Source organism: Ferrovibrio sp. (assembly GCF_017994015.1).
Classification (GTDB): Bacteria; Pseudomonadota; Alphaproteobacteria; order Ferrovibrionales; family Ferrovibrionaceae; genus Ferrovibrio.
Genome location: NZ_JAGOLP010000021.1, coordinates 35,385 through 51,845 on the forward strand (window position 1 = coordinate 35,385; position 16,461 = coordinate 51,845).

General features: G+C 63.5%; 19 protein-coding genes. 17 read left to right on the forward strand and 2 right to left on the reverse strand.

Going from position 1 to position 16,461, the window contains the following annotated elements; all coding sequences use genetic code 11:
- Positions 1-54 precede the first annotated feature (54 nt).
- The 3 genes from KBB36_RS11980 (at position 55) to KBB36_RS11990 (ending at position 3,341) form a co-directional block, all read left to right on the forward strand.
- Positions 55-1,551 (forward strand): replicative DNA helicase, encoded by a 1,497-nt coding sequence (locus KBB36_RS11980; RefSeq protein WP_290980768.1) that lies wholly within the window; start codon positions 55-57, stop codon positions 1,549-1,551.
- Positions 1,552-1,623: 72 nt separating this feature from the next.
- Positions 1,624-2,022: a hypothetical protein gene (locus KBB36_RS11985; RefSeq protein ID WP_290980771.1), complete on the forward strand. Its 399-nt coding sequence runs from the start codon at positions 1,624-1,626 to the stop codon at positions 2,020-2,022.
- Positions 2,023-2,126: 104 nt separating this feature from the next.
- On the forward strand, positions 2,127-3,341 hold the full coding sequence (locus KBB36_RS11990; protein WP_290980774.1) for a M24 family metallopeptidase: 1,215 nt from the start codon (positions 2,127-2,129) through the stop codon (positions 3,339-3,341).
- Positions 3,342-3,663: 322 nt separating this feature from the next.
- Here KBB36_RS11990 and KBB36_RS11995 read toward each other — a convergent pair whose 3' ends face one another.
- Both KBB36_RS11995 and KBB36_RS12000 read right to left on the reverse strand, forming a co-directional pair.
- Positions 3,664-4,140, reverse strand: coding sequence for a hypothetical protein (locus KBB36_RS11995; protein WP_290980777.1), 477 nt, complete (start codon positions 4,138-4,140; stop codon positions 3,664-3,666).
- Between the two features lie 11 nt (positions 4,141-4,151).
- Positions 4,152-4,997: a polymorphic toxin type 44 domain-containing protein gene (locus KBB36_RS12000; RefSeq protein ID WP_290980780.1), complete on the reverse strand. Its 846-nt coding sequence runs from the start codon at positions 4,995-4,997 to the stop codon at positions 4,152-4,154.
- A gap of 175 nt (positions 4,998-5,172) precedes the next feature.
- On the opposite strand from KBB36_RS12000, the gene KBB36_RS12005 reads away from it, so the two are divergent.
- The 14 genes from KBB36_RS12005 to KBB36_RS12070 all read left to right on the forward strand — a co-directional run.
- Positions 5,173-5,988 (forward strand): ZIP family metal transporter, encoded by an 816-nt coding sequence (locus KBB36_RS12005; protein WP_290980783.1) that lies wholly within the window; start codon positions 5,173-5,175, stop codon positions 5,986-5,988.
- Positions 5,989-5,998: 10 nt separating this feature from the next.
- Positions 5,999-7,126 (forward strand): alanine racemase, encoded by a 1,128-nt coding sequence (gene alr, locus KBB36_RS12010; protein ID WP_290980786.1) that lies wholly within the window; start codon positions 5,999-6,001, stop codon positions 7,124-7,126.
- A complete protein-coding gene (locus KBB36_RS12015; RefSeq protein WP_290980789.1) occupies positions 7,123-7,899 on the forward strand; it encodes an ABC transporter permease in 777 nt (258 codons plus the stop codon). The genes alr and KBB36_RS12015 overlap by 4 nt, the downstream gene beginning before the upstream one ends.
- A gap of 7 nt (positions 7,900-7,906) precedes the next feature.
- A complete protein-coding gene (locus KBB36_RS12020; RefSeq protein WP_290980792.1) occupies positions 7,907-8,686 on the forward strand; it encodes an ATP-binding cassette domain-containing protein in 780 nt (259 codons plus the stop codon).
- On the forward strand, positions 8,686-10,119 hold the full coding sequence (gene radA / locus KBB36_RS12025; protein ID WP_290980795.1) for a DNA repair protein RadA: 1,434 nt from the start codon (positions 8,686-8,688) through the stop codon (positions 10,117-10,119). The genes KBB36_RS12020 and radA overlap by 1 nt, the downstream gene beginning before the upstream one ends.
- Before the next feature lie 108 nt (positions 10,120-10,227).
- Positions 10,228-10,557, forward strand: coding sequence for a type II toxin-antitoxin system RelE/ParE family toxin (locus KBB36_RS12030; protein ID WP_290980798.1), 330 nt, complete (start codon positions 10,228-10,230; stop codon positions 10,555-10,557).
- The gene (locus KBB36_RS12035) at positions 10,554-10,835 is read left to right on the forward strand and encodes an XRE family transcriptional regulator (RefSeq protein WP_290980800.1); all 282 of its coding nucleotides are present in this window, start codon (positions 10,554-10,556) and stop codon (positions 10,833-10,835) included. Before KBB36_RS12030 ends, KBB36_RS12035 begins: the two co-directional genes overlap by 4 nt.
- Before the next feature lie 231 nt (positions 10,836-11,066).
- Entirely contained in the window at positions 11,067-11,750 is a 684-nt protein-coding gene (locus KBB36_RS12040; protein WP_290980802.1) for a CvpA family protein, read from the forward strand.
- 43 nt (positions 11,751-11,793) lie between these two features.
- A complete protein-coding gene (purF, locus tag KBB36_RS12045) occupies positions 11,794-13,254 on the forward strand; it encodes an amidophosphoribosyltransferase (RefSeq protein ID WP_290980820.1) in 1,461 nt (486 codons plus the stop codon).
- A gap of 9 nt (positions 13,255-13,263) precedes the next feature.
- A complete protein-coding gene (locus tag KBB36_RS12050) occupies positions 13,264-13,983 on the forward strand; it encodes an SDR family NAD(P)-dependent oxidoreductase (protein ID WP_290980805.1) in 720 nt (239 codons plus the stop codon).
- Positions 13,980-14,735: a hypothetical protein gene (locus tag KBB36_RS12055; RefSeq protein ID WP_290980808.1), complete on the forward strand. Its 756-nt coding sequence runs from the start codon at positions 13,980-13,982 to the stop codon at positions 14,733-14,735. The genes KBB36_RS12050 and KBB36_RS12055 overlap by 4 nt, the downstream gene beginning before the upstream one ends.
- Before the next feature lie 89 nt (positions 14,736-14,824).
- Entirely contained in the window at positions 14,825-15,703 is an 879-nt protein-coding gene (locus tag KBB36_RS12060) for a DMT family transporter (protein WP_290980811.1), read from the forward strand.
- Between the two features lie 105 nt (positions 15,704-15,808).
- Positions 15,809-16,120, forward strand: coding sequence for a hypothetical protein (locus KBB36_RS12065; RefSeq protein WP_290980814.1), 312 nt, complete (start codon positions 15,809-15,811; stop codon positions 16,118-16,120).
- 11 nt (positions 16,121-16,131) lie between these two features.
- Positions 16,132-16,461, forward strand: a 330-nt coding sequence (locus KBB36_RS12070) for an FAD-dependent oxidoreductase (protein ID WP_290980817.1), incomplete at its 3' end; no start/stop codon positions are given.

A 16,461-nucleotide genomic window follows, 5' to 3' on the forward strand; every position in this document is an offset into this window, starting at 1 on the left:
TCTTAATGCGCCCCCGCCCCGCCCGCTCCGTCACAGGTTGGTAACGCCAAGGTCATGAACGCGCCCGTCACGCTCTCGCCCACCGCCGCTACCGGCACCGATGCCGCTGGCACCGCACAACTATACCGCACTGCGCCGCATAACCTGGATGCCGAACAGGAATTGCTCGGCGCCATCCTGGTGAACAACGACGCGGCGCACCGGGTTTCCGGCTTCCTGCGCCCGGAGCACCTGCATAACGAGGTGCATCGTCGCATCTACGAGGCGGCGCTGACCCTGGTGGAGCGCGGCGAAATCGCCAATCCGGTAACGCTGAAGGCCTATTTCGAACGCGACGAATTGCTGGCCCAGATCGGCGGCCCGGCCTATCTGGCGCGGCTGGCGGCCGGCGCCACCACCGTGATCAATGCCGAGGATTACGCCCGGGTGATCCATGACCTGGCGATGCGGCGCGAGTTGATCAAGGTGGGCGAGGATATGGTGAACCGCGCCTATGATCCGAAGGTGGACGAGGCGGCGCGCGAGCAGATCGAGGATGCCGAGCAGCGCCTGTTCCAGCTTGCCGATGAAGGCAATTCGGAAGGCGGCTTCATCAATTTCAAGGATTCGATCCGCCAGTCCATCGAGATGATCGACGCCGCCTGGAAAAAGGGCGGCATGAGCGGTGTGGAAACCAAGCTGCGCGATCTCGACGACAAGCTTGGCGGCATGCATCGAAGCGATCTGATCATCCTGGCCGGCCGTCCTTCCATGGGCAAGACCGCCCTGGCCACCAACATGGCCTTCAATGCCGCCAAGCTGTATTTCGAAACCGGCGGCGAGCGCGGCGCGCCGGTGGCTTTCTTCTCGCTCGAAATGTCAGCCGAGCAGCTTGCCACCCGTATTCTCTCCGAACAGAGCGGCGTGACCTCGGAAAAGCTGCGCCGTGGCGATATCACCGAAGAGGAATTCAGCCGCCAGATTGTGCCGACCTCGAAGCTGCTGGCGCAGGTGCCGTTTTATATCGACGATACCGGCGCGATCTCGATCTCGCTGTTGCGCAGCCGCGCCCGCCGGCTCAAGCGCACTGCCAATATTGGCATGATCGTGGTGGATTATTTGCAGCTCGTGCGCGGCAGCAATTCGCGCCGCAACGACAACCGCGTGCAGGAAATTTCCGAAGTGACCCAGGCGCTCAAGGCGCTGGCCAAGGACCTGCATGTGCCGGTGGTGGCGCTCTCGCAGCTCAGCCGCGCGGTGGAAAGCCGCGACGACAAACGCCCGCAGCTTTCGGATTTGCGTGAATCAGGCGCCATCGAGCAGGATGCCGACGTGGTGATGTTTGTGTTCCGCGAGGAATATTACGAGATGCGCAAGGAGCCCACCATGGGCACGCCGGAACATGCCGCCTGGCAGGACAAGATGGCGCGCATCGCCAATCTGGCCGAGGTGATTGTGGGCAAGCAGCGCCATGGCCCGATCGGCCGCGTGCTGCTGCATTTTGAACCCAACCTGACCCGCTTCAGCGATTATGCCGGCGCCGACCATTTGCCGGAAAATTACGGCGATTGACCTGCGTCAAGGCCGCCCGGCGCCAGGTGGCCTATGCTTCCTGCCATCAGTAGAGGATGGAAGGATAATCCCATGACGCATCATCATGCCGTGGTCTGGCTCGACCATGCCGAGGCCCGCGTGTTCCAGTTCAACCGCGACGAGGCCGAGAAACTGGTGGTGCATGGCCACAAGCATCACCTGCATCACAAGGCCGGTGCCATCGGCTCGGGCCGCGATGCCGCCGATACCGGTTTCTTCGATGCCATCGCCGCCACGCTGGAAACCTGCGGCGAAGTGCTGCTGCTCGGCCCCGGCGCCGCCAAGCTGGAATTCATCCGCTACACGCATCGGACCAAGCCGACGCTGGAAGCCAAGATTGCCGGCGTGGAAACCGTGGATCATCCCAGCGATGGCCAGATCGTGGCCTATGCGCGCAAGTATTTTGTCGCCAAGGATCGCATGCGGCCGCTGCTCGCCCAGCCGGCCTGATAAGCCAAACTTATCGCCTGCCATCGCCAGTAAGTATTGGATTTGAACCCCCGCGCCGGCTGTATGCTGTAGCTCACATAGCAGCCAGCATGGAGCCGCGCGGCATGGTGCAATCTTGTAACGCCGAAGCGATAGCCAGCTATGCCGACCTGCTGGCCGGCCAGCAGGCCGAGGCTGCGCTGATCTATATGCCCGGCAGCGGCGCCGGGCTGGGTTCCGCGGCGCGGGCGCATGGCCGCTACCTGCTGGATTTTGATCCGCTGGATAGCTGGCTGCTCGGCATTCTGACACCACAAGGGCCGCAGCAAAGCCAATCTCTGGCTGCCTGCGCCACGCCGAATTATTTCCTCGCCGCCCATGCTGCACGCCACCGCCCCGATCTGCGCGTGCAGTATGTGCCGGCGGTGCAGTTCAGCGGCTGGCTGGCGGCGCAACTGGGCGGGCGGCAGCGGCTTGGCCTGATCGGCGGCGGCGAGATGCCGGCCTGGCTGCAACAAGCCGCCCAGGCCGCCCTGCCCGGCGCCACTTGGCTGGCGCTGGACCAAGCGGCACATCGCCAACGCCAGCAGAAAACCCCGCGTGACCTGGCTCGCCATGCCGCCGCCGCCGGACTGGTGGATGCGCTGTTTGCCGCTGTACCCGGCCTGCTGGGTGCCCCGAATTCCGCTTCCGCCCCGCTATCGGCGCCACAGCTTCAGGAAATGATCCGTCGCACCGCCTGGGATCTCGGCTGCGCCGATTGCCGCTCATGGATTTCCTTCGGCCCGCAGGGCAACGATGCCGATATCCTGGCGCCCGACCCGGCGCAATCGGCGGCCCGGGCCGATATCATCACCGTAGGCCTGATGCTGACCCTGGATGGCGCTTTTGGCCATGCCATCCGCAGCTTTTGCCGTGGCCGGCCGGCTGCCGGCCTGTTGGCGGCGCATGACGCCCTGAAAGCCGCCAGCGACCACCTGTTTGCCGGCCTGCGCCCTGGCCCGCATGCCGCCAGCCGCATCGCCCGGCTGGAAGCCGAGGCCGGCACTGAGCTGGCGGCACGCGGCTTCAGCCAGGGCTTTGCCTTCCGGCTCGGCCATGCGCTCGGCTATGCCTATGAAGACCCGCCGCTCGCCGCGCTGTTTCAGCAACCCTTCGATGCCCGGCAGGGCGCCGCACCGCTCGCCGATGAAACCATCCTGGCGCCCAGCCTGTTTGAACTGCATCCCAGCTTGCACCTGCCCGGCCAGGGTCTGATAGCTTTGGGCGACATGCTGCTGGTGGAACCCGGCGCCAACCGCTGGCTGCTCACCACACCCCGCGACCTGCTACCACTCTGACAGCGCCGATGTTCACTTTTGTTTCACGTGAAACAGGAGTAGTGTCTTAGTTTGAAGAGGGGGATAGGTCACTAGGTGCGGACCCATTTATATCCGCTGCAAAACATGTCGTGTCATCAACCGCCTTGATCCGGGTCGGCGCAAGCTGCTCGACAATCTGTTCGAGTTCGGCGCAATGATGGGCGAGAAATGCCTCCGGCTCGCGGATGCCTCGCTTCCCACATTGGCTACATATGGCCAACGTGCCGACGCCTCTCGAATTATTTCGCGATCTCTCCAACCGCGCATAAGGGCCTCGGATTTGGGCCGGGCGGCATGGCGTTTATCTTTCCTGACACACACACAGATACCAATGTGCCACGTCGAGCGGCCTGCATATCGTATCCGGCGGCGAACCGTAGAACACAGCCAAGTCGCTTTCCCGGCGAGCGAAAACCAACAGGAAGGAGCGAAACGACTTATACCGGATTTCCTGCCGCGCCAAGATGTCGAATAGGCGCGGCTGCGCCGCCTCCGGATCATTCTCGCGCAATATCTGTATGACAAGCCCGCCCTTGCGCTTGAGGAAACGGCGGGCAGCTTCATAGGTTGGCATATCCTCCGGGCCGACCGCCGTATTCACGCCAAGGCTGATTTCGCGAGTCGAAATGATACTCAACCTGCTTGCGCTCAGTCGCTGCACCAGCGCCTCGATTTCTGCACGGTTCTTCTTGAAATAAGCCTCGGGATCGCTCTCGCCTGGATTGGCGCAGAGGCTGAGGCCATGCGCCATCAGGACCAGCACCGGTAAAGCCAGCAACCATTTCCGCCTCATCGGGGAGATTTCCGCTTTTCCGCATCCCGCCAGCCACGCATGACGGCATCGGCATCACCAGGATTGTCGCCCCATTTGAAGCCATTCCTGGTCCAAGCCTCAGCATTGTCACGCGAGGAATGCCCGACCGAGAAACCAAGCAGGGCTTCGCCACGGTCGCCGCCGCTTTGCAGAAAAGCCTGCGCCATGCCAGCACCGGCCAGAGCGGTGCCGAGGCTCAAACCATGGGCATTTGCGACATAGCCGAAATGATAATTGCCGAAATCCTGCAACATGTCCGTATCGAATACGCCTGCATCGCGCAGTTCGCTGAATTCCCTGCGGTTTTTCAGATCCCAATCGCCTTTTGGATAAACATTTTTGAAAAAATCAAAAATGTTTATCTTCGCGGCCTCGGCAGCATTTGCCTCAATGTCCACCAGGCCCGACTCGAAAATCGGCCGATAGCGCTGCCAGTTCTCCTCCGAGACCGAGGGCGGACGCTGCTTGGCATACCCGTTGCCACCACCGCCACCGGGCGAGCCGCGAAAATGCTGGCGCACCGGTTCGTCACCATTGCGGGTATAGGCATCCACATGCACCGGGCCGCTCCCTGAAAAGCTGCCCGAGATATTGTCCGCGTTCTGCTCTGACGCCGCCAGGCGTCGTAAATCGGCCAGACTGCCCCGGCGTGGCGCGGCAATGATCAGGCGACCGAAGGCATCCCGGCCATAATTGGGATAAAGCAGACGATAACCCTCCTCGACTGCCCGCTGCATTTCCGGGTCGCGCCAATAGCGTTTATCCCGCTGCATCCGCTTCAGGGCATTTTCGTCAAGTGGATCGGGCAAGCTGTAAGGCATGGCGGCCCCATATAAGTACAATAAACGAACAAATATCATACAAAAAGAACAATAACAACCAATAACCCTTCATGGTGGCATAAACATGACGCTGCGCACCTACGAGCCATTTTCCCCACCCCACCCCGCATGCCCCCTTGACGCCTAGCCGGCGCGGGCCGCATACCACGCGGCAATGGAATTCCTGCTCAGCCTATCAGCGCCGCTTGCCGCCCTGCCGCCTTTCTGGGCCGGGCTGAGCGCCAGCATTTTTGCCGGCGTAGTGCTGACCGGGCTGGGCGCAGCGCCGGTTTTTGTGCTGCAAACGATCCGGCCCGGTTTGCAGAATGCCATGCTGGCCTTTGCCGCCGGGGTGATGCTGGCGGCGACCTTCTTTTCGCTGCTGCTGCCGGCACTGGATGCTGCCGAAGCCGGCCTGGGCAATCGCTATGGCGCCGCCGGCGGGGTGATCCTGGCTTTGCTGATCGGTGCCAGCCTGATGCATCTGGCGCATGCCTTTGCGCCGCACGAGCATTTCCACAAGGGCCGCGAGAATGCCGATGCCACGCGGCTGGCGCGGATCTGGCTGTTTGTGATGGCGATTGCGCTGCATAATTTTCCCGAGGGCTTGGCGGTGGGCCTGGCCAATGCCAGCGGCGACCGCGCGGCCGGCCTGGGGGTGATGCTGGGCATCGGCTTGCAAAATATGCCCGAGGGCCTGGCCGTGGCGGTGGCTTTGCGCGGCGAAGGCTACAGCCGCGGCAAGAGCTTCCTGGTGGCATTCCTGAGCGGCGTGGTGGAGCCGCTGGGCGGCCTGGTGGGAGCCGGCGCCATCGTGCTTTCGGGCGCGCTGCTGCCCTGGGCACTGGCCTTCGCCGCCGGCGCCATGCTGTTCATCATTTCCTCCGAGGTGATTCCGGAAACCCATCGCACCGGCGCCGAGCGCGGCGCCACCGCCTCGCTGTTCGTTGGTTTTGCGATGATGCTGTTCCTGGACGTGACGCTGGGATAAAGCTTGCGCCATGTATACTGACACCGCAATCCTGACCATCGATCTGGGCGCCCTGGTGGCCAATTGGCGCCATCTTGCTGCACAGGCGCCGCAGGCGGAATGCGCCGCCGTGGTGAAGGCGGATGGCTATGGCCTGGGCGCCGCAGCCGTGGCCACGGCGCTGTATGGTGCCGGCTGCCGGCGCTTCTTCGTGGCGCATCCGCAGGAAGCCATAACGTTGCGCCAGGCGCTGAATCAGGCGCTGCAAGCCGCCACCGAAAGCGGCGTGGCTGCCATCACCATTCATTGCCTGCATGGCGTGTCGGCCGGCGCCGAGGCGGATTTTGTTGCCGCCAATATCGTGCCAGTGCTTTCCACCCCGGAGCAGATAACGCGCTGGCAGGCCGAGGCCCGGCGCCAGGGCCGCGCCCTGCCCGCCGCCTTGCAGGCCGATACCGGCATGAACCGGCTGGGGCTGCAACCCGCTGAGGTGGATGCGCTGCTGGCTGATCCGGCACGGCTGGATGGCCTGGCACTGCAATTTGTGATGACGCATCTGGCCTGCGCCGATGAGCCGCAACACGCCATGAACGAGGCCCAGCGGCAACGTTTTGCCGCCTTGCGGGCGCGTTTTCCCGGCCTCAAGGGCAGCCTGGCCAATTCCGCCGGCATCTTCCTGGGGCCGGATTACCAGCATGACATCCTGCGCCCCGGCATCGCGCTGTATGGCGCCAGCCCGGCGCCCGGCATAACAATGCGCGAAGTGGTGCGGCTGGAAGCCACCATCCTGCAAATACGCGACGTTGACAGCCCCGGGAGTGTTGGCTACGGTGCCGCCTATCGTGTTGAAAAACCGGGCCGAATTGCCACACTGGCGGTGGGCTACGCGGACGGTTTCTTGCGCGCACTCTCCAATCGCGGCTTTGCTGCAATCAAGGGATTAGAGGGCGATGTGCGGGTGCCGCTGGTCGGACGGGTTTCGATGGACATGATCACCCTGGATGTCTCGGCCCTGCCGGAAGCCTGCTGCCAGCCCGGCACACGCGCCACCTTGCTGGGCGGCGCCGTGCCGCTGGACGAGCAGGCGGCCCATGCCGGCACCATCGCCTATGAATTGCTGACCGATCTTGGCCGCCGCTACCAACGAGTGTTTGTATGAACCCGCTTGCCATTGTCGGCCGCATCTTCCTCGACTTCCTGGCCAGTGTGGGCCGGCTGACGCAATTTGCCGGCCAGGGCCTGCGGCATTGCTTCGCGCCGCCCTTCTATGGCCGGCTGATCTTCAAGCAGATGATGACCATCGGTTATTTCTCGCTGCCGGTGGTCGGCCTCACCGCTTTGTTCACCGGCATGGTGCTGGCGCTGCAAATCTATATCGGCTCGTCACGCTTCAATGCCGAAAGCGCCGTGGCCACCATTGTGGTGATCGGCATCACCCGTGAACTCGGCCCGGTGCTGGGCGGCCTGATGGTGGCTGGCCGGGTGGCCTCCGCCATGGCGGCTGAAATCGGCACCATGCGCGTGACCGAACAGATTGATGCGCTGACCACACTTTCCACCAATCCGTTCAAGTATCTGGTGGCGCCCCGGCTATGGGCCGGCGTGATCACGCTGCCGATCCTGGTGCTGGTGGCGGATATCATCGGCGTGATGGGCGGCTATATCGTCGGCACGCACAAGCTCGGTTTCAACCAGGGCAGCTATATCAAGAACACCTTCGATTTCCTTGAAACCCTCGACGTTGTGTCGGGTCTGGTGAAGGCCGGCGTGTTCGGCTTCATCATCGCGCTGATGGGCTGCTATCACGGCTTCAATTCCAAGGGCGGCGCGCAAGGCGTTGGCCGCGCCACCACCAATGCCGTGGTTTCGGCCTCGATCCTGATCCTGGTGGCGAACTACTTCGTCACTGAACTTTTCTTTGCCACGAAGTGACGCCCCGATGACCAGCGGCGATCTGATGCTTTCCCTCAAGGATGTGCGCAAGAGCTTCGGGCCGAAGACCGTGCTCGATGGCCTGAGCCTGGATGTGCGCAAGGGCGAATCCGTGGTGGTGATCGGCGGTTCCGGCACCGGCAAGTCTGTGATGCTGAAATGTGTGCTCGGCCTGATCCGGCCGGATAGCGGCAGCATCCTGATCGATGGCGAGGAAGCCACCAAATTCAATGCCGACCAGCGCGAGGCGGCGTTGCGCAAATTCGGCATGCTGTTCCAGGGCGGCGCGCTGTTCGACAGCCTCAAGGTCTGGGAGAATGTCGCCTTCGGCCTGATCCAGGGCCGCAAGATGAACCGCGACAAGGCCAAGGAAATCGCGCTCGACAAGCTCGGCCAGGTTGGCCTGACGCCGGATGTTGGCGAACTCTCGCCAGCCGAACTGTCCGGCGGCATGCAGAAGCGCGTGGCGCTGGCGCGTGCCATCGCCGCCGAGCCGCAGATCATCTTCTTTGACGAACCGACCACCGGGCTTGATCCGATCATGGCCGATGTGATCAACAACCTGATCATTTCCTGCGCCAAGAAACTCGGCGCCTCAACGCTTTCCATCACCCATGACATGGCCTCGGCGCGCAAGATCGCCGACCGGGTTGCCATGATCTACAAGGGCCGCATCATCTGGCAGGGGCCGGTGAGCGAGATCGACCATTCGGGCAATGCTTATGTGGATCAGTTCATCCATGGCCGCGCCGAAGGCCCGATCAAGATGGATGTGCTGAAACCCTGATGGCGAAGCATGCCGAGAATTTTGTCTGCCAGGATTGCGGCGCAGCCTACCGCAAATGGCAGGGCCGCTGTGATGCCTGCGGCGCCTGGAACCGCATCATCGAGGAAGCCGCCCCGGCCGCTGTGCCTAAGGGCCTTTCCGCCGGCAAGGGCAAGACACTCAATTTCGCCTCGCTCACCGCGCAGCCGGAAAAGCTGACCCGCTCGCAAACCGGCCTGGCGGAATTTGACCGCGTGCTGGGCGGCGGCCTGGTGCCCGGCTCGGCCATTCTGATCGGCGGCGATCCCGGCATCGGCAAATCCACCCTGCTGCTGCAGGCCTCGGCCCAGGTGGCGCGGCGCGGCATCACCTCGGTGTATATCTCGGGCGAAGAAGCCGTCGGCCAGATCGGCATGCGGGCACAGCGCCTTGGCCTGGCCGATGCGCCGGTCAAGCTGGCCTCGGCCAACAGCCTGCGCGACATCCTGGCCGGCATCGAAGCCGCCACGCCGAAAGACGGCAGCCCGGTGGTGATCGTGATCGATTCGATCCAGACCATCTTTGCCGACAATATCGATTCGGCGCCCGGCACGGTGAACCAGGTGCGCGCCTGCTCGCAGGAACTGATCCGCGCCGCCAAACGCTCCAACGCCGTTGTGTTCCTGGTTGGCCATGTCACCAAGGACGGCCAGATTGCCGGCCCGCGCGTGGTCGAGCATATGGTGGATACGGTGCTGTATTTCGAAGGCGAGCGCGGCCACCAATTCCGCATTCTGCGCGCGGTGAAAAACCGCTTCGGCGCCACCGACGAGATCGGCGTGTTCTCGATGACCGATGGCGGCCTGGCTGAAGTGGCCAATCCCTCGGCGCTGTTCCTGGGCGGCGCCGAAGATGCCGGCAAGACCAGCCCGATCAGCGGCGCCGCCGTGTTGGCCGGCATGGAAGGCACACGGCCCTTGCTGGTGGAAATCCAGGCCCTGGTGGCGCCCTCGCCGCTGGCCACACCGCGCCGCACCGTGGTGGGCTGGGATTCCAGCCGCCTGGCCATGGTGCTGGCGGTGCTGGATGCGCGCTGTGGCCTGCGCTTCGCCGGCTGCGACGTGTTTCTCAATGTTGCCGGCGGCCTGCGTGTGGTCGAACCCGCCGCTGACCTGGCGGTGGCTGCCGCGCTGCTCTCGGCCCTGGCCGACAGCCCGGCCCCGGCGCGCAGCGTGTTTTTCGGCGAGGTCAGCCTGGCCGGCGAAGTGCGCCCGGTCAGCCAGGCCGAAGCGCGCCTGAAAGAAGCCGCCAAACTGGGCTTTCACCAGGCCATCATGCCCGCCGGGCTGAAAAGCAAGGTGAAAGGCATCAAGACAGTGGAACTGGTGCGGCTCAGTGAACTGGTCGAACTATTCCCCGAAGCGCGCCAAGCCGCCAAACGACAATCCAAACACGGCGCCTGGGCGGAGGAATAGCGGGGCAGCAGAAGCGGCCGGCCGAATTCTCTCACAGCCGCTGCCTGCTTTTTCTTCAGCGCGATAAAGGGCATTGCCCATTTATGCAATATTTTGTATAATCCTCCAATGAAAGCGCTGAAATTCCTGGGCAGCGCCCTTAACGACCTCCGCAACTTCCCCATCTCGGCTCGACGGGAAGCGGGATATCAACTCGACAGGGTGCAAAACGGCCATCCCCCGACCGACTGGAAACCGATGGCGACGGTCGGAAAGGGTGTGCAGGAAATCAGGGTGCGTGATGAGGCCGGAGCATTTCGAGTGATCTTCGTGGCCAAGTTTGCCGATGCGGTCTATGTGCTGCATTGCTTTCAGAAGAAAACACAGAAGACCGGTAAAATGGATTTGGACTTGGCCGCAAAACGCTACGCCGATCTGGTGCAGGAGCTTAGTCGATGAATAGCGAAACTTTTTCCAGCGTGTGGGATGCCCTTGAGGATACGGCCGGCGCAGCGGAAAACATGAAGCTGCGCTCGGCGCTGATGATGGCACTTGAACAGCGCATCCGTGCCAAAGGCTGGACACAGACCGAAGCCGCCCGCCGGCTGGGCGTGACCCAGCCACGGGTATCCGACCTGCTGCGCGGCAAGATCAATCTATTTGCGCTCGACACCCTGGTGAACATGGCCGCCGCCGCCGGCCTGCATGTGGAAATACGGGTGCAGGAAGCGGCCTGAGAAACCAGCGGCACGCCCACGCCCCCCAACCCGAAGGCAAAATGACAGATACCGTGTTACTGCCTTGCGACAGCCAGGGCGGGAGGGTATCTATCGCTGGCTTGGTGCCGTGGCTGCGGCTTTTGCCGGTGCCAGGCGCCTGCCGCCATGCAGGAGTATCGCGAGTGTCAGCGGGTGTTGGTGGATTTCCTTTCAACCTGCTGAAATCAAAGGGCGAACGAGGGCCAGTATATGGATAAGCTGCCGGTTAATCCGGTTGATCTGGTGGTCTTTGCGATCCTGCTGATCTCGGCCCTGCTGGCCCTGTTCCGCGGCTTTGTCGGTTTGGTGCTGACCACGGTGGGCTGGATCGCGGCGGTGATTGCCACCTGGTATTTCTTTGTGCCGGCGGAAGCCCTCGCCCGCGAGTATATCCAGTCCGGGTTGTTTGCCGGGCTGGCCGCCGGGGCGGGAATTTTTCTGCCCATCCTTATCTTTTGCTCGTTGCTGACCCATCTGATCGCCGAGCGGGTGCGAACCTCTGCGATCAGCGCCATCGACCGCTCGCTGGGTTTCCTGCTTGGGCTGGCCCGGGGTGTGCTGATCGTGGTGATCGGATTCTGGGTGCTGGATACCTATGTGATGAAGCCGAATGCGCAGCCGGGCTGGTATACCGAGGCGCGCACCCGGCCGCTGGCAGTGCAGGCCTATGCCTGGATGTATGACCGCATCATCGAACAACTGACGGGGGCCAAGGCCGCCGCCGCAAGCACCGGCACGGCCGGTTCTGGCTCCGGATCAGGCCAGACCCGACCGACCCCGGTGCCAAATCGCCAACCAATCGGCGGCGGGACTGACTCCAGCCGCGATTCAGGCTATAAGTCCGAGGAACGCAAGGGCATCGAGAGCCTGATCCGCAGTCAAGACAAGCCATGAACCGACCGGTGGCCATTCGCCATCGGCCGGCGGAGCAATGATGATGCTGCACACCAATCCCTATGACGATGACAAGCTGCGTGAGGAATGCGGCATCTTCGGCATTTATGGCAACCCCGACGCGGCGGCCAACACCGTGCTTGGCCTGCATGCCTTGCAGCATCGCGGCCAGGAAGCCGCCGGCGTGGTCACCTTCCATGAGGGCCGCTTCAACGGCCATCGTGCGCTGGGCCATGTGGCGCCGAATTTCTCCTCCGAGAAGGTGATCAAGGACCTGCCGGGCGATGCCTCGATCGGCCATGTGCGCTATTCCACCAGCGGCGACACTTTGCTGCGCAATGTGCAGCCGATCTATGCCGATCTCAGCTTCGGCGGCTTTGCCGTGGCGCATAACGGCAACCTGACCAATGCCCTGACCCTACGCAACCAGTTGGTGGATCGCGGCGCGATCTTCCAGAGCACCATGGATACCGAGGTGATCACCCATCTGGTGGCGCTGAGCACCAAGGTGGGCATGGTGGAGCGGCTGATCGATGCGCTGCTGCAATTGGAAGGCGCCTATTCGCTGGTGGCGCTGACCGCCAAAAAGGTCATCGGCGTGCGCGATCCCTATGGCGTGCGGCCGCTGGTGTTGGGCAATCTGAAAGGCGCGCCGATCCTGGCTTCCGAAACCTGCGCGCTGGATATCCTGGGCGCCGATTACATCCGCGATGTTGAACCCGGCGAAGTGCTGGTGATCGACAGCGAGGGCGTGCATAGCCACTTCCCCTTCCCCAAGGGGCAGAAGCGCTTCTGCGTGTTTGAATATATCTATTTCGCCCGCCCCGATTCCGTGGTGGAAGGCAGCAGCGTGTATGATGCGCGCAAACGCATCGGCGCCGTGCTGGCGCAGGAAAGCGGCGTGCCGGCCGATGTGGTGATCCCGGTGCCGGATTCCGGCGTGCCGGCCGCCATCGGCTATGCCCAGGCTTCGGGCGTGCCGTTTGAACTCGGCATCATCCGCAACCATTATATCGGCCGCACTTTCATCGAGCCGACCGACAAGATCCGGCATTTCGGCGTCAAGCTGAAGCATAATGCCAACCGCGCCCATATCGAAGGCAAGCGGGTGATCCTGGTGGATGATTCCATCGTGCGCGGCACCACCTCCACCAAGATCGTGGAAATGGTGCGCGAGGCCGGCGCCAAGGAAGTGCATATGCGCATCGCCTCGCCGCCCACCACGCATTCCTGCTTCTATGGCATCGATACGCCGGAACGTTCGAAGCTTCTCGCCGCCAAGCATACGGTTGAGGAAATGCGGCAATTCATCAAGGCTGACAGCCTGGGCTTCATTTCCATCGATGGCCTGTACCGCGCCATGGGGCAGCAAGGCCGGCCGAGTGTGGGGCCGCGTTATTGCGATGCCTGTTTCACCGGCGAATACCCGATCAAGCTGACCGACGAAACCGTGCGCCCGGCGCGCTCGGCCCGCCAGCTTTCCCTGCTGGCCGAACTGACCTGAGATTTTCCCATGCGTTTGCAGGACCGTATTGCGCTGATTACCGGCGCCAGCCGCGGCATTGGCGCCGCCATTGCCCGCGCCTATGCCCGCGAGGGCGCCCATGTGATTCTGGTGGCCCGCACTGTGGGCGCGCTGGAAGAACTGGATGATGAAATCCGCAGCCTCGGCGGCCAGGCCACGCTGGTGCCGCTGGACCTGGAAAAGACCGAGCTGATTGACGGCCTGGCCGCGCCCTTGTTTGAGCGTTTCGGCCGCCTGGATGTGCTGGTGGCCAATGCCGGCATGTTCGGCAAGCTGACACCGACCCACCAATATCCGCCCGATCTGTGGGAAAAGGTGTTCAAGCTGAATGTACATGCCAATCAGCGCCTGCTGCGCGCCGTGCATCCGCTGCTGCATGCCTCGCCCGCCGGCCGGGTGATTTTCCTCTCCTCCAGCGTGGCGCGCAGCCCGCGCGCCTATTGGGGCGCCTATGCCGCCAGCAAGGCGGCGCTGGACAATCTGGCGCTGACCTATGCGCGCGAGACCGAGGCCGGCAATATCCGCGTTAACGTGGTGAATCCCGGCGCCACGCGCACCGAGATGCGCGCAGCCGCCTATCCCGGCGAAGACCCGCTCACCCTGCCGGCGCCGGAAGCCATCGCCGAAATCTTCGTTGCCCTGGCCGAAGCTAGCAGCAGCCGCCACGGCGAATGGCTTGATGCGCGGGATTATTGCGGCCTGAGATGATAACCGCAGCGCAACGCGCCGGGATCGTGGCGCGGCTGCTTGCCGCCCGCCAGGGCGGCCCGCTGCTCGATACCGGCGGCATAAGCCTCGAACAATCTGATGCCTATGCCATCCAGGCAGAAGTGATGGCCGCTCTTGGGCCAGTTGGCGGCTGGAAAGTTGGGCGCGGCACGCCAGACGAGGCGATCATCTTTGCACCGATCCCGGCCGCGGCCATCCTGCCGACACCGCAGCTTTGGCCGCGTGCTGCGTCGCGGCTTTGTGGCCTTGAACTCGAAATTGCCTTCCGCATTGATGCACCGCTGCCCGCATTGGATGCGCCTGATTTTGCCGGGCAACTGGCTGGCTGTGTCACGCCCCTTGCGGCCTTCGAGGTGGTGGATTGCCGGCTGCATGATCCCGATCAGGCCGCGCCGCTGTGGCGGCTGGCGGATTTCCAGATCAATGCCGGGCTGGTTATTGGTCCGGCGCTGGAAGGGCCCTGGCAGCCGGATGACTTCATCCGCCCGCCCGGCCTGTTGATCGCCGATGCCAGCGTCGTTGCCGATGGCCTGCTCACCCTGCCGGGTGGCTCTCCCTTCGATCTGCTGACCACCCTGCTGGGCCAGGTTGGCAATCATTGCGGCGGCGTGCAGCCGGGCCAGATCGTCACCACCGGTTCCTTCACCGGCCTGCGCTTTTTCAGGCCCGGCACACGCCTGCGCGGCCACATTGCCGGCATGGCGCCGCTGGAAATGATGTTCGGCGCTTAACACCGTTGCATGCCGGCCAACACACATATGGTTGACAGCAGCAGCAAAGCTGCCGAAGGTCGGCGCCCCGCGCATTATCGGTCTTGACCATGCCCAGCAATCTCCGCTCCCCGCTTTTCGGCATGGCCCTGGTTGGCTTCGGCGCCATCGGCTTTGGCCTGATGCCGCTCTTTGCCCGCGCCGCCTATGCCGAGGGGCTGAGCCCGCTTTCGCTGCTGGTCTGGCGCTTTGCCATCGCCGTGTTCTGCTGCCTGCCCTGGCTGCCGCGTATCCTGGCGGCGCGGCGTGATTTCCTGATCGCTTTGGTGGCCGGCGCCGGCTACATGGCCTCGATGCTGTTCTATTTTGTCGCGCTGAAGGAACTCAGCGTGGCGCTCACCGTGCTGATCCTGTTCACCTACCCGCTTTTCACCATCCTGATCGGCTGGCTCGGCTTCGGCGCCCGGCTGACCCGGGCCAACCTGATCGCCGCCCTGCTGGTGCTGCTGGCCGCCGGGCTGATCCTGTCGCCCGACACGCTGGGCGATGCGCCTGTGCTGCCGGTGCTGCTCGGCTTTCTGCCGCCACTGGCCTATGCATTGTTCATCCATCTGGCGGCGCGGCGCCTGAGCCATATCGCCATCCCGGTGCGGCTGAGCGGCGTGTTCAGCGGCGGGCTGGTTGCGATGCTGCTGATTGGCTTCGGCTGGGAAGGCGGCATCACCCTGCCCGGCTCGATGCTGGCCTGGGGGGCTGCGGCGGCGCTGGCGGTGCTGAGCACGTTTGGGGCGCTTGGCCTGCTGCTGCTCGGCGCGCCGCTGGCCGGGCCGGAACGCAGCGCCATTGCCGGCGCCGGCGAGTTGATCACGTCATTACTTGTGGGCCTGCTGGCCTTCGCCGAGCCGGTTTCGCCTGCCATGCTGGGCGGCGCGGCGCTGATCCTGGCGGCAATCTTCGTATCTGCTCGTATTGATCATGAAAAAACATAAAGTCACTGTTTAAAAATCATATATACAAAATTTATTGATTGAATAACCGAGCTGAGATAGCGTCGGCCGGCTCGCAATGCCGGGCGGATTTTCAGGGAGGGATTGATGCATCGCCCCACGATGTTGGCCGCTGCTTTTGTTGCCGTGCTCGGCGCGGCGCCGGCTTTGGCGCAGCAGGCTCCGCAGGCGCTGTCTGAGGCCGCCTTTGCGGCGCAGACCTGCAATCTGTGCCATGGCAGCCAAAGCTATGTTTCGCCCACCATGCCGCCGATCCATGGCGTGGATGCCAAGACGCTGTATGAGGCGCTGATCGAGGTGAAAACCAACAAGCGCCCCAGCACCATCATGGGCCGCATAGCGCGCGGCTACACCGACGACCAGCTCAAGGCGGTCGCCGAATACCTGTCGCGCAATTGAGGAATCCGGCCATGAGCAAGCAGATCAATCGACGTGACCTTCTCGCTGCCGGCCTGGCCGGTGGCGCCATGCTCGGCCTGCCCGGCATCGCAGCAGCCCAGATCAACCGCGGCGCCGCCGGGCGCGTGGTGGTGGTAGGCGGCGGCTTTGGCGGCGCCACGGCAGCGCGTTATCTCAAGCTGTTCGATCCCGGCCTGGACGTGACCCTGGTGGACCGCGATGCGGTCTACACCACCTGCCCGTTCTCGAATTATGTGCTGGGCGGCATCCGCGACCTTGGCTCGATCCAGCATCGCCGCGACCCGCTGAACAAGCGCTGGGGCGTGCGGCTGGTGCAGGGC

What these genes read in the sequence shown, in the direction of transcription:
- KBB36_RS12000 (WP_290980780.1), bottom strand. Translation starts at nt 4,997, where the DNA reads ATGCCTTACAGCTTGCCCGATCCACTTGACGAAAATGCCCTGAAGCGG.
- purF (WP_290980820.1), top strand. Translation starts at nt 11,794, where the DNA reads ATGCTGCACACCAATCCCTATGACGATGACAAGCTGCGTGAGGAATGC.
- KBB36_RS12035 (WP_290980800.1), top strand. Translation starts at nt 10,554, where the DNA reads ATGAATAGCGAAACTTTTTCCAGCGTGTGGGATGCCCTTGAGGATACG.
- KBB36_RS12050 (WP_290980805.1), top strand. Translation starts at nt 13,264, where the DNA reads ATGCGTTTGCAGGACCGTATTGCGCTGATTACCGGCGCCAGCCGCGGC.
- alr (WP_290980786.1), top strand. Translation starts at nt 5,999, where the DNA reads ATGTATACTGACACCGCAATCCTGACCATCGATCTGGGCGCCCTGGTG.
- KBB36_RS11980 (WP_290980768.1), top strand. Translation starts at nt 55, where the DNA reads ATGAACGCGCCCGTCACGCTCTCGCCCACCGCCGCTACCGGCACCGAT.
- KBB36_RS12040 (WP_290980802.1), top strand. Translation starts at nt 11,067, where the DNA reads ATGGATAAGCTGCCGGTTAATCCGGTTGATCTGGTGGTCTTTGCGATC.
- KBB36_RS12060 (WP_290980811.1), top strand. Translation starts at nt 14,825, where the DNA reads ATGCCCAGCAATCTCCGCTCCCCGCTTTTCGGCATGGCCCTGGTTGGC.
- KBB36_RS12030 (WP_290980798.1), top strand. Translation starts at nt 10,228, where the DNA reads ATGAAAGCGCTGAAATTCCTGGGCAGCGCCCTTAACGACCTCCGCAAC.
- KBB36_RS11990 (WP_290980774.1), top strand. Translation starts at nt 2,127, where the DNA reads ATGGTGCAATCTTGTAACGCCGAAGCGATAGCCAGCTATGCCGACCTG.
- KBB36_RS12065 (WP_290980814.1), top strand. Translation starts at nt 15,809, where the DNA reads ATGCATCGCCCCACGATGTTGGCCGCTGCTTTTGTTGCCGTGCTCGGC.
- KBB36_RS12020 (WP_290980792.1), top strand. Translation starts at nt 7,907, where the DNA reads ATGACCAGCGGCGATCTGATGCTTTCCCTCAAGGATGTGCGCAAGAGC.
- KBB36_RS12015 (WP_290980789.1), top strand. Translation starts at nt 7,123, where the DNA reads ATGAACCCGCTTGCCATTGTCGGCCGCATCTTCCTCGACTTCCTGGCC.
- KBB36_RS12055 (WP_290980808.1), top strand. Translation starts at nt 13,980, where the DNA reads ATGATAACCGCAGCGCAACGCGCCGGGATCGTGGCGCGGCTGCTTGCC.
- radA (WP_290980795.1), top strand. Translation starts at nt 8,686, where the DNA reads ATGGCGAAGCATGCCGAGAATTTTGTCTGCCAGGATTGCGGCGCAGCC.
- KBB36_RS12005 (WP_290980783.1), top strand. Translation starts at nt 5,173, where the DNA reads ATGGAATTCCTGCTCAGCCTATCAGCGCCGCTTGCCGCCCTGCCGCCT.
- KBB36_RS11985 (WP_290980771.1), top strand. Translation starts at nt 1,624, where the DNA reads ATGACGCATCATCATGCCGTGGTCTGGCTCGACCATGCCGAGGCCCGC.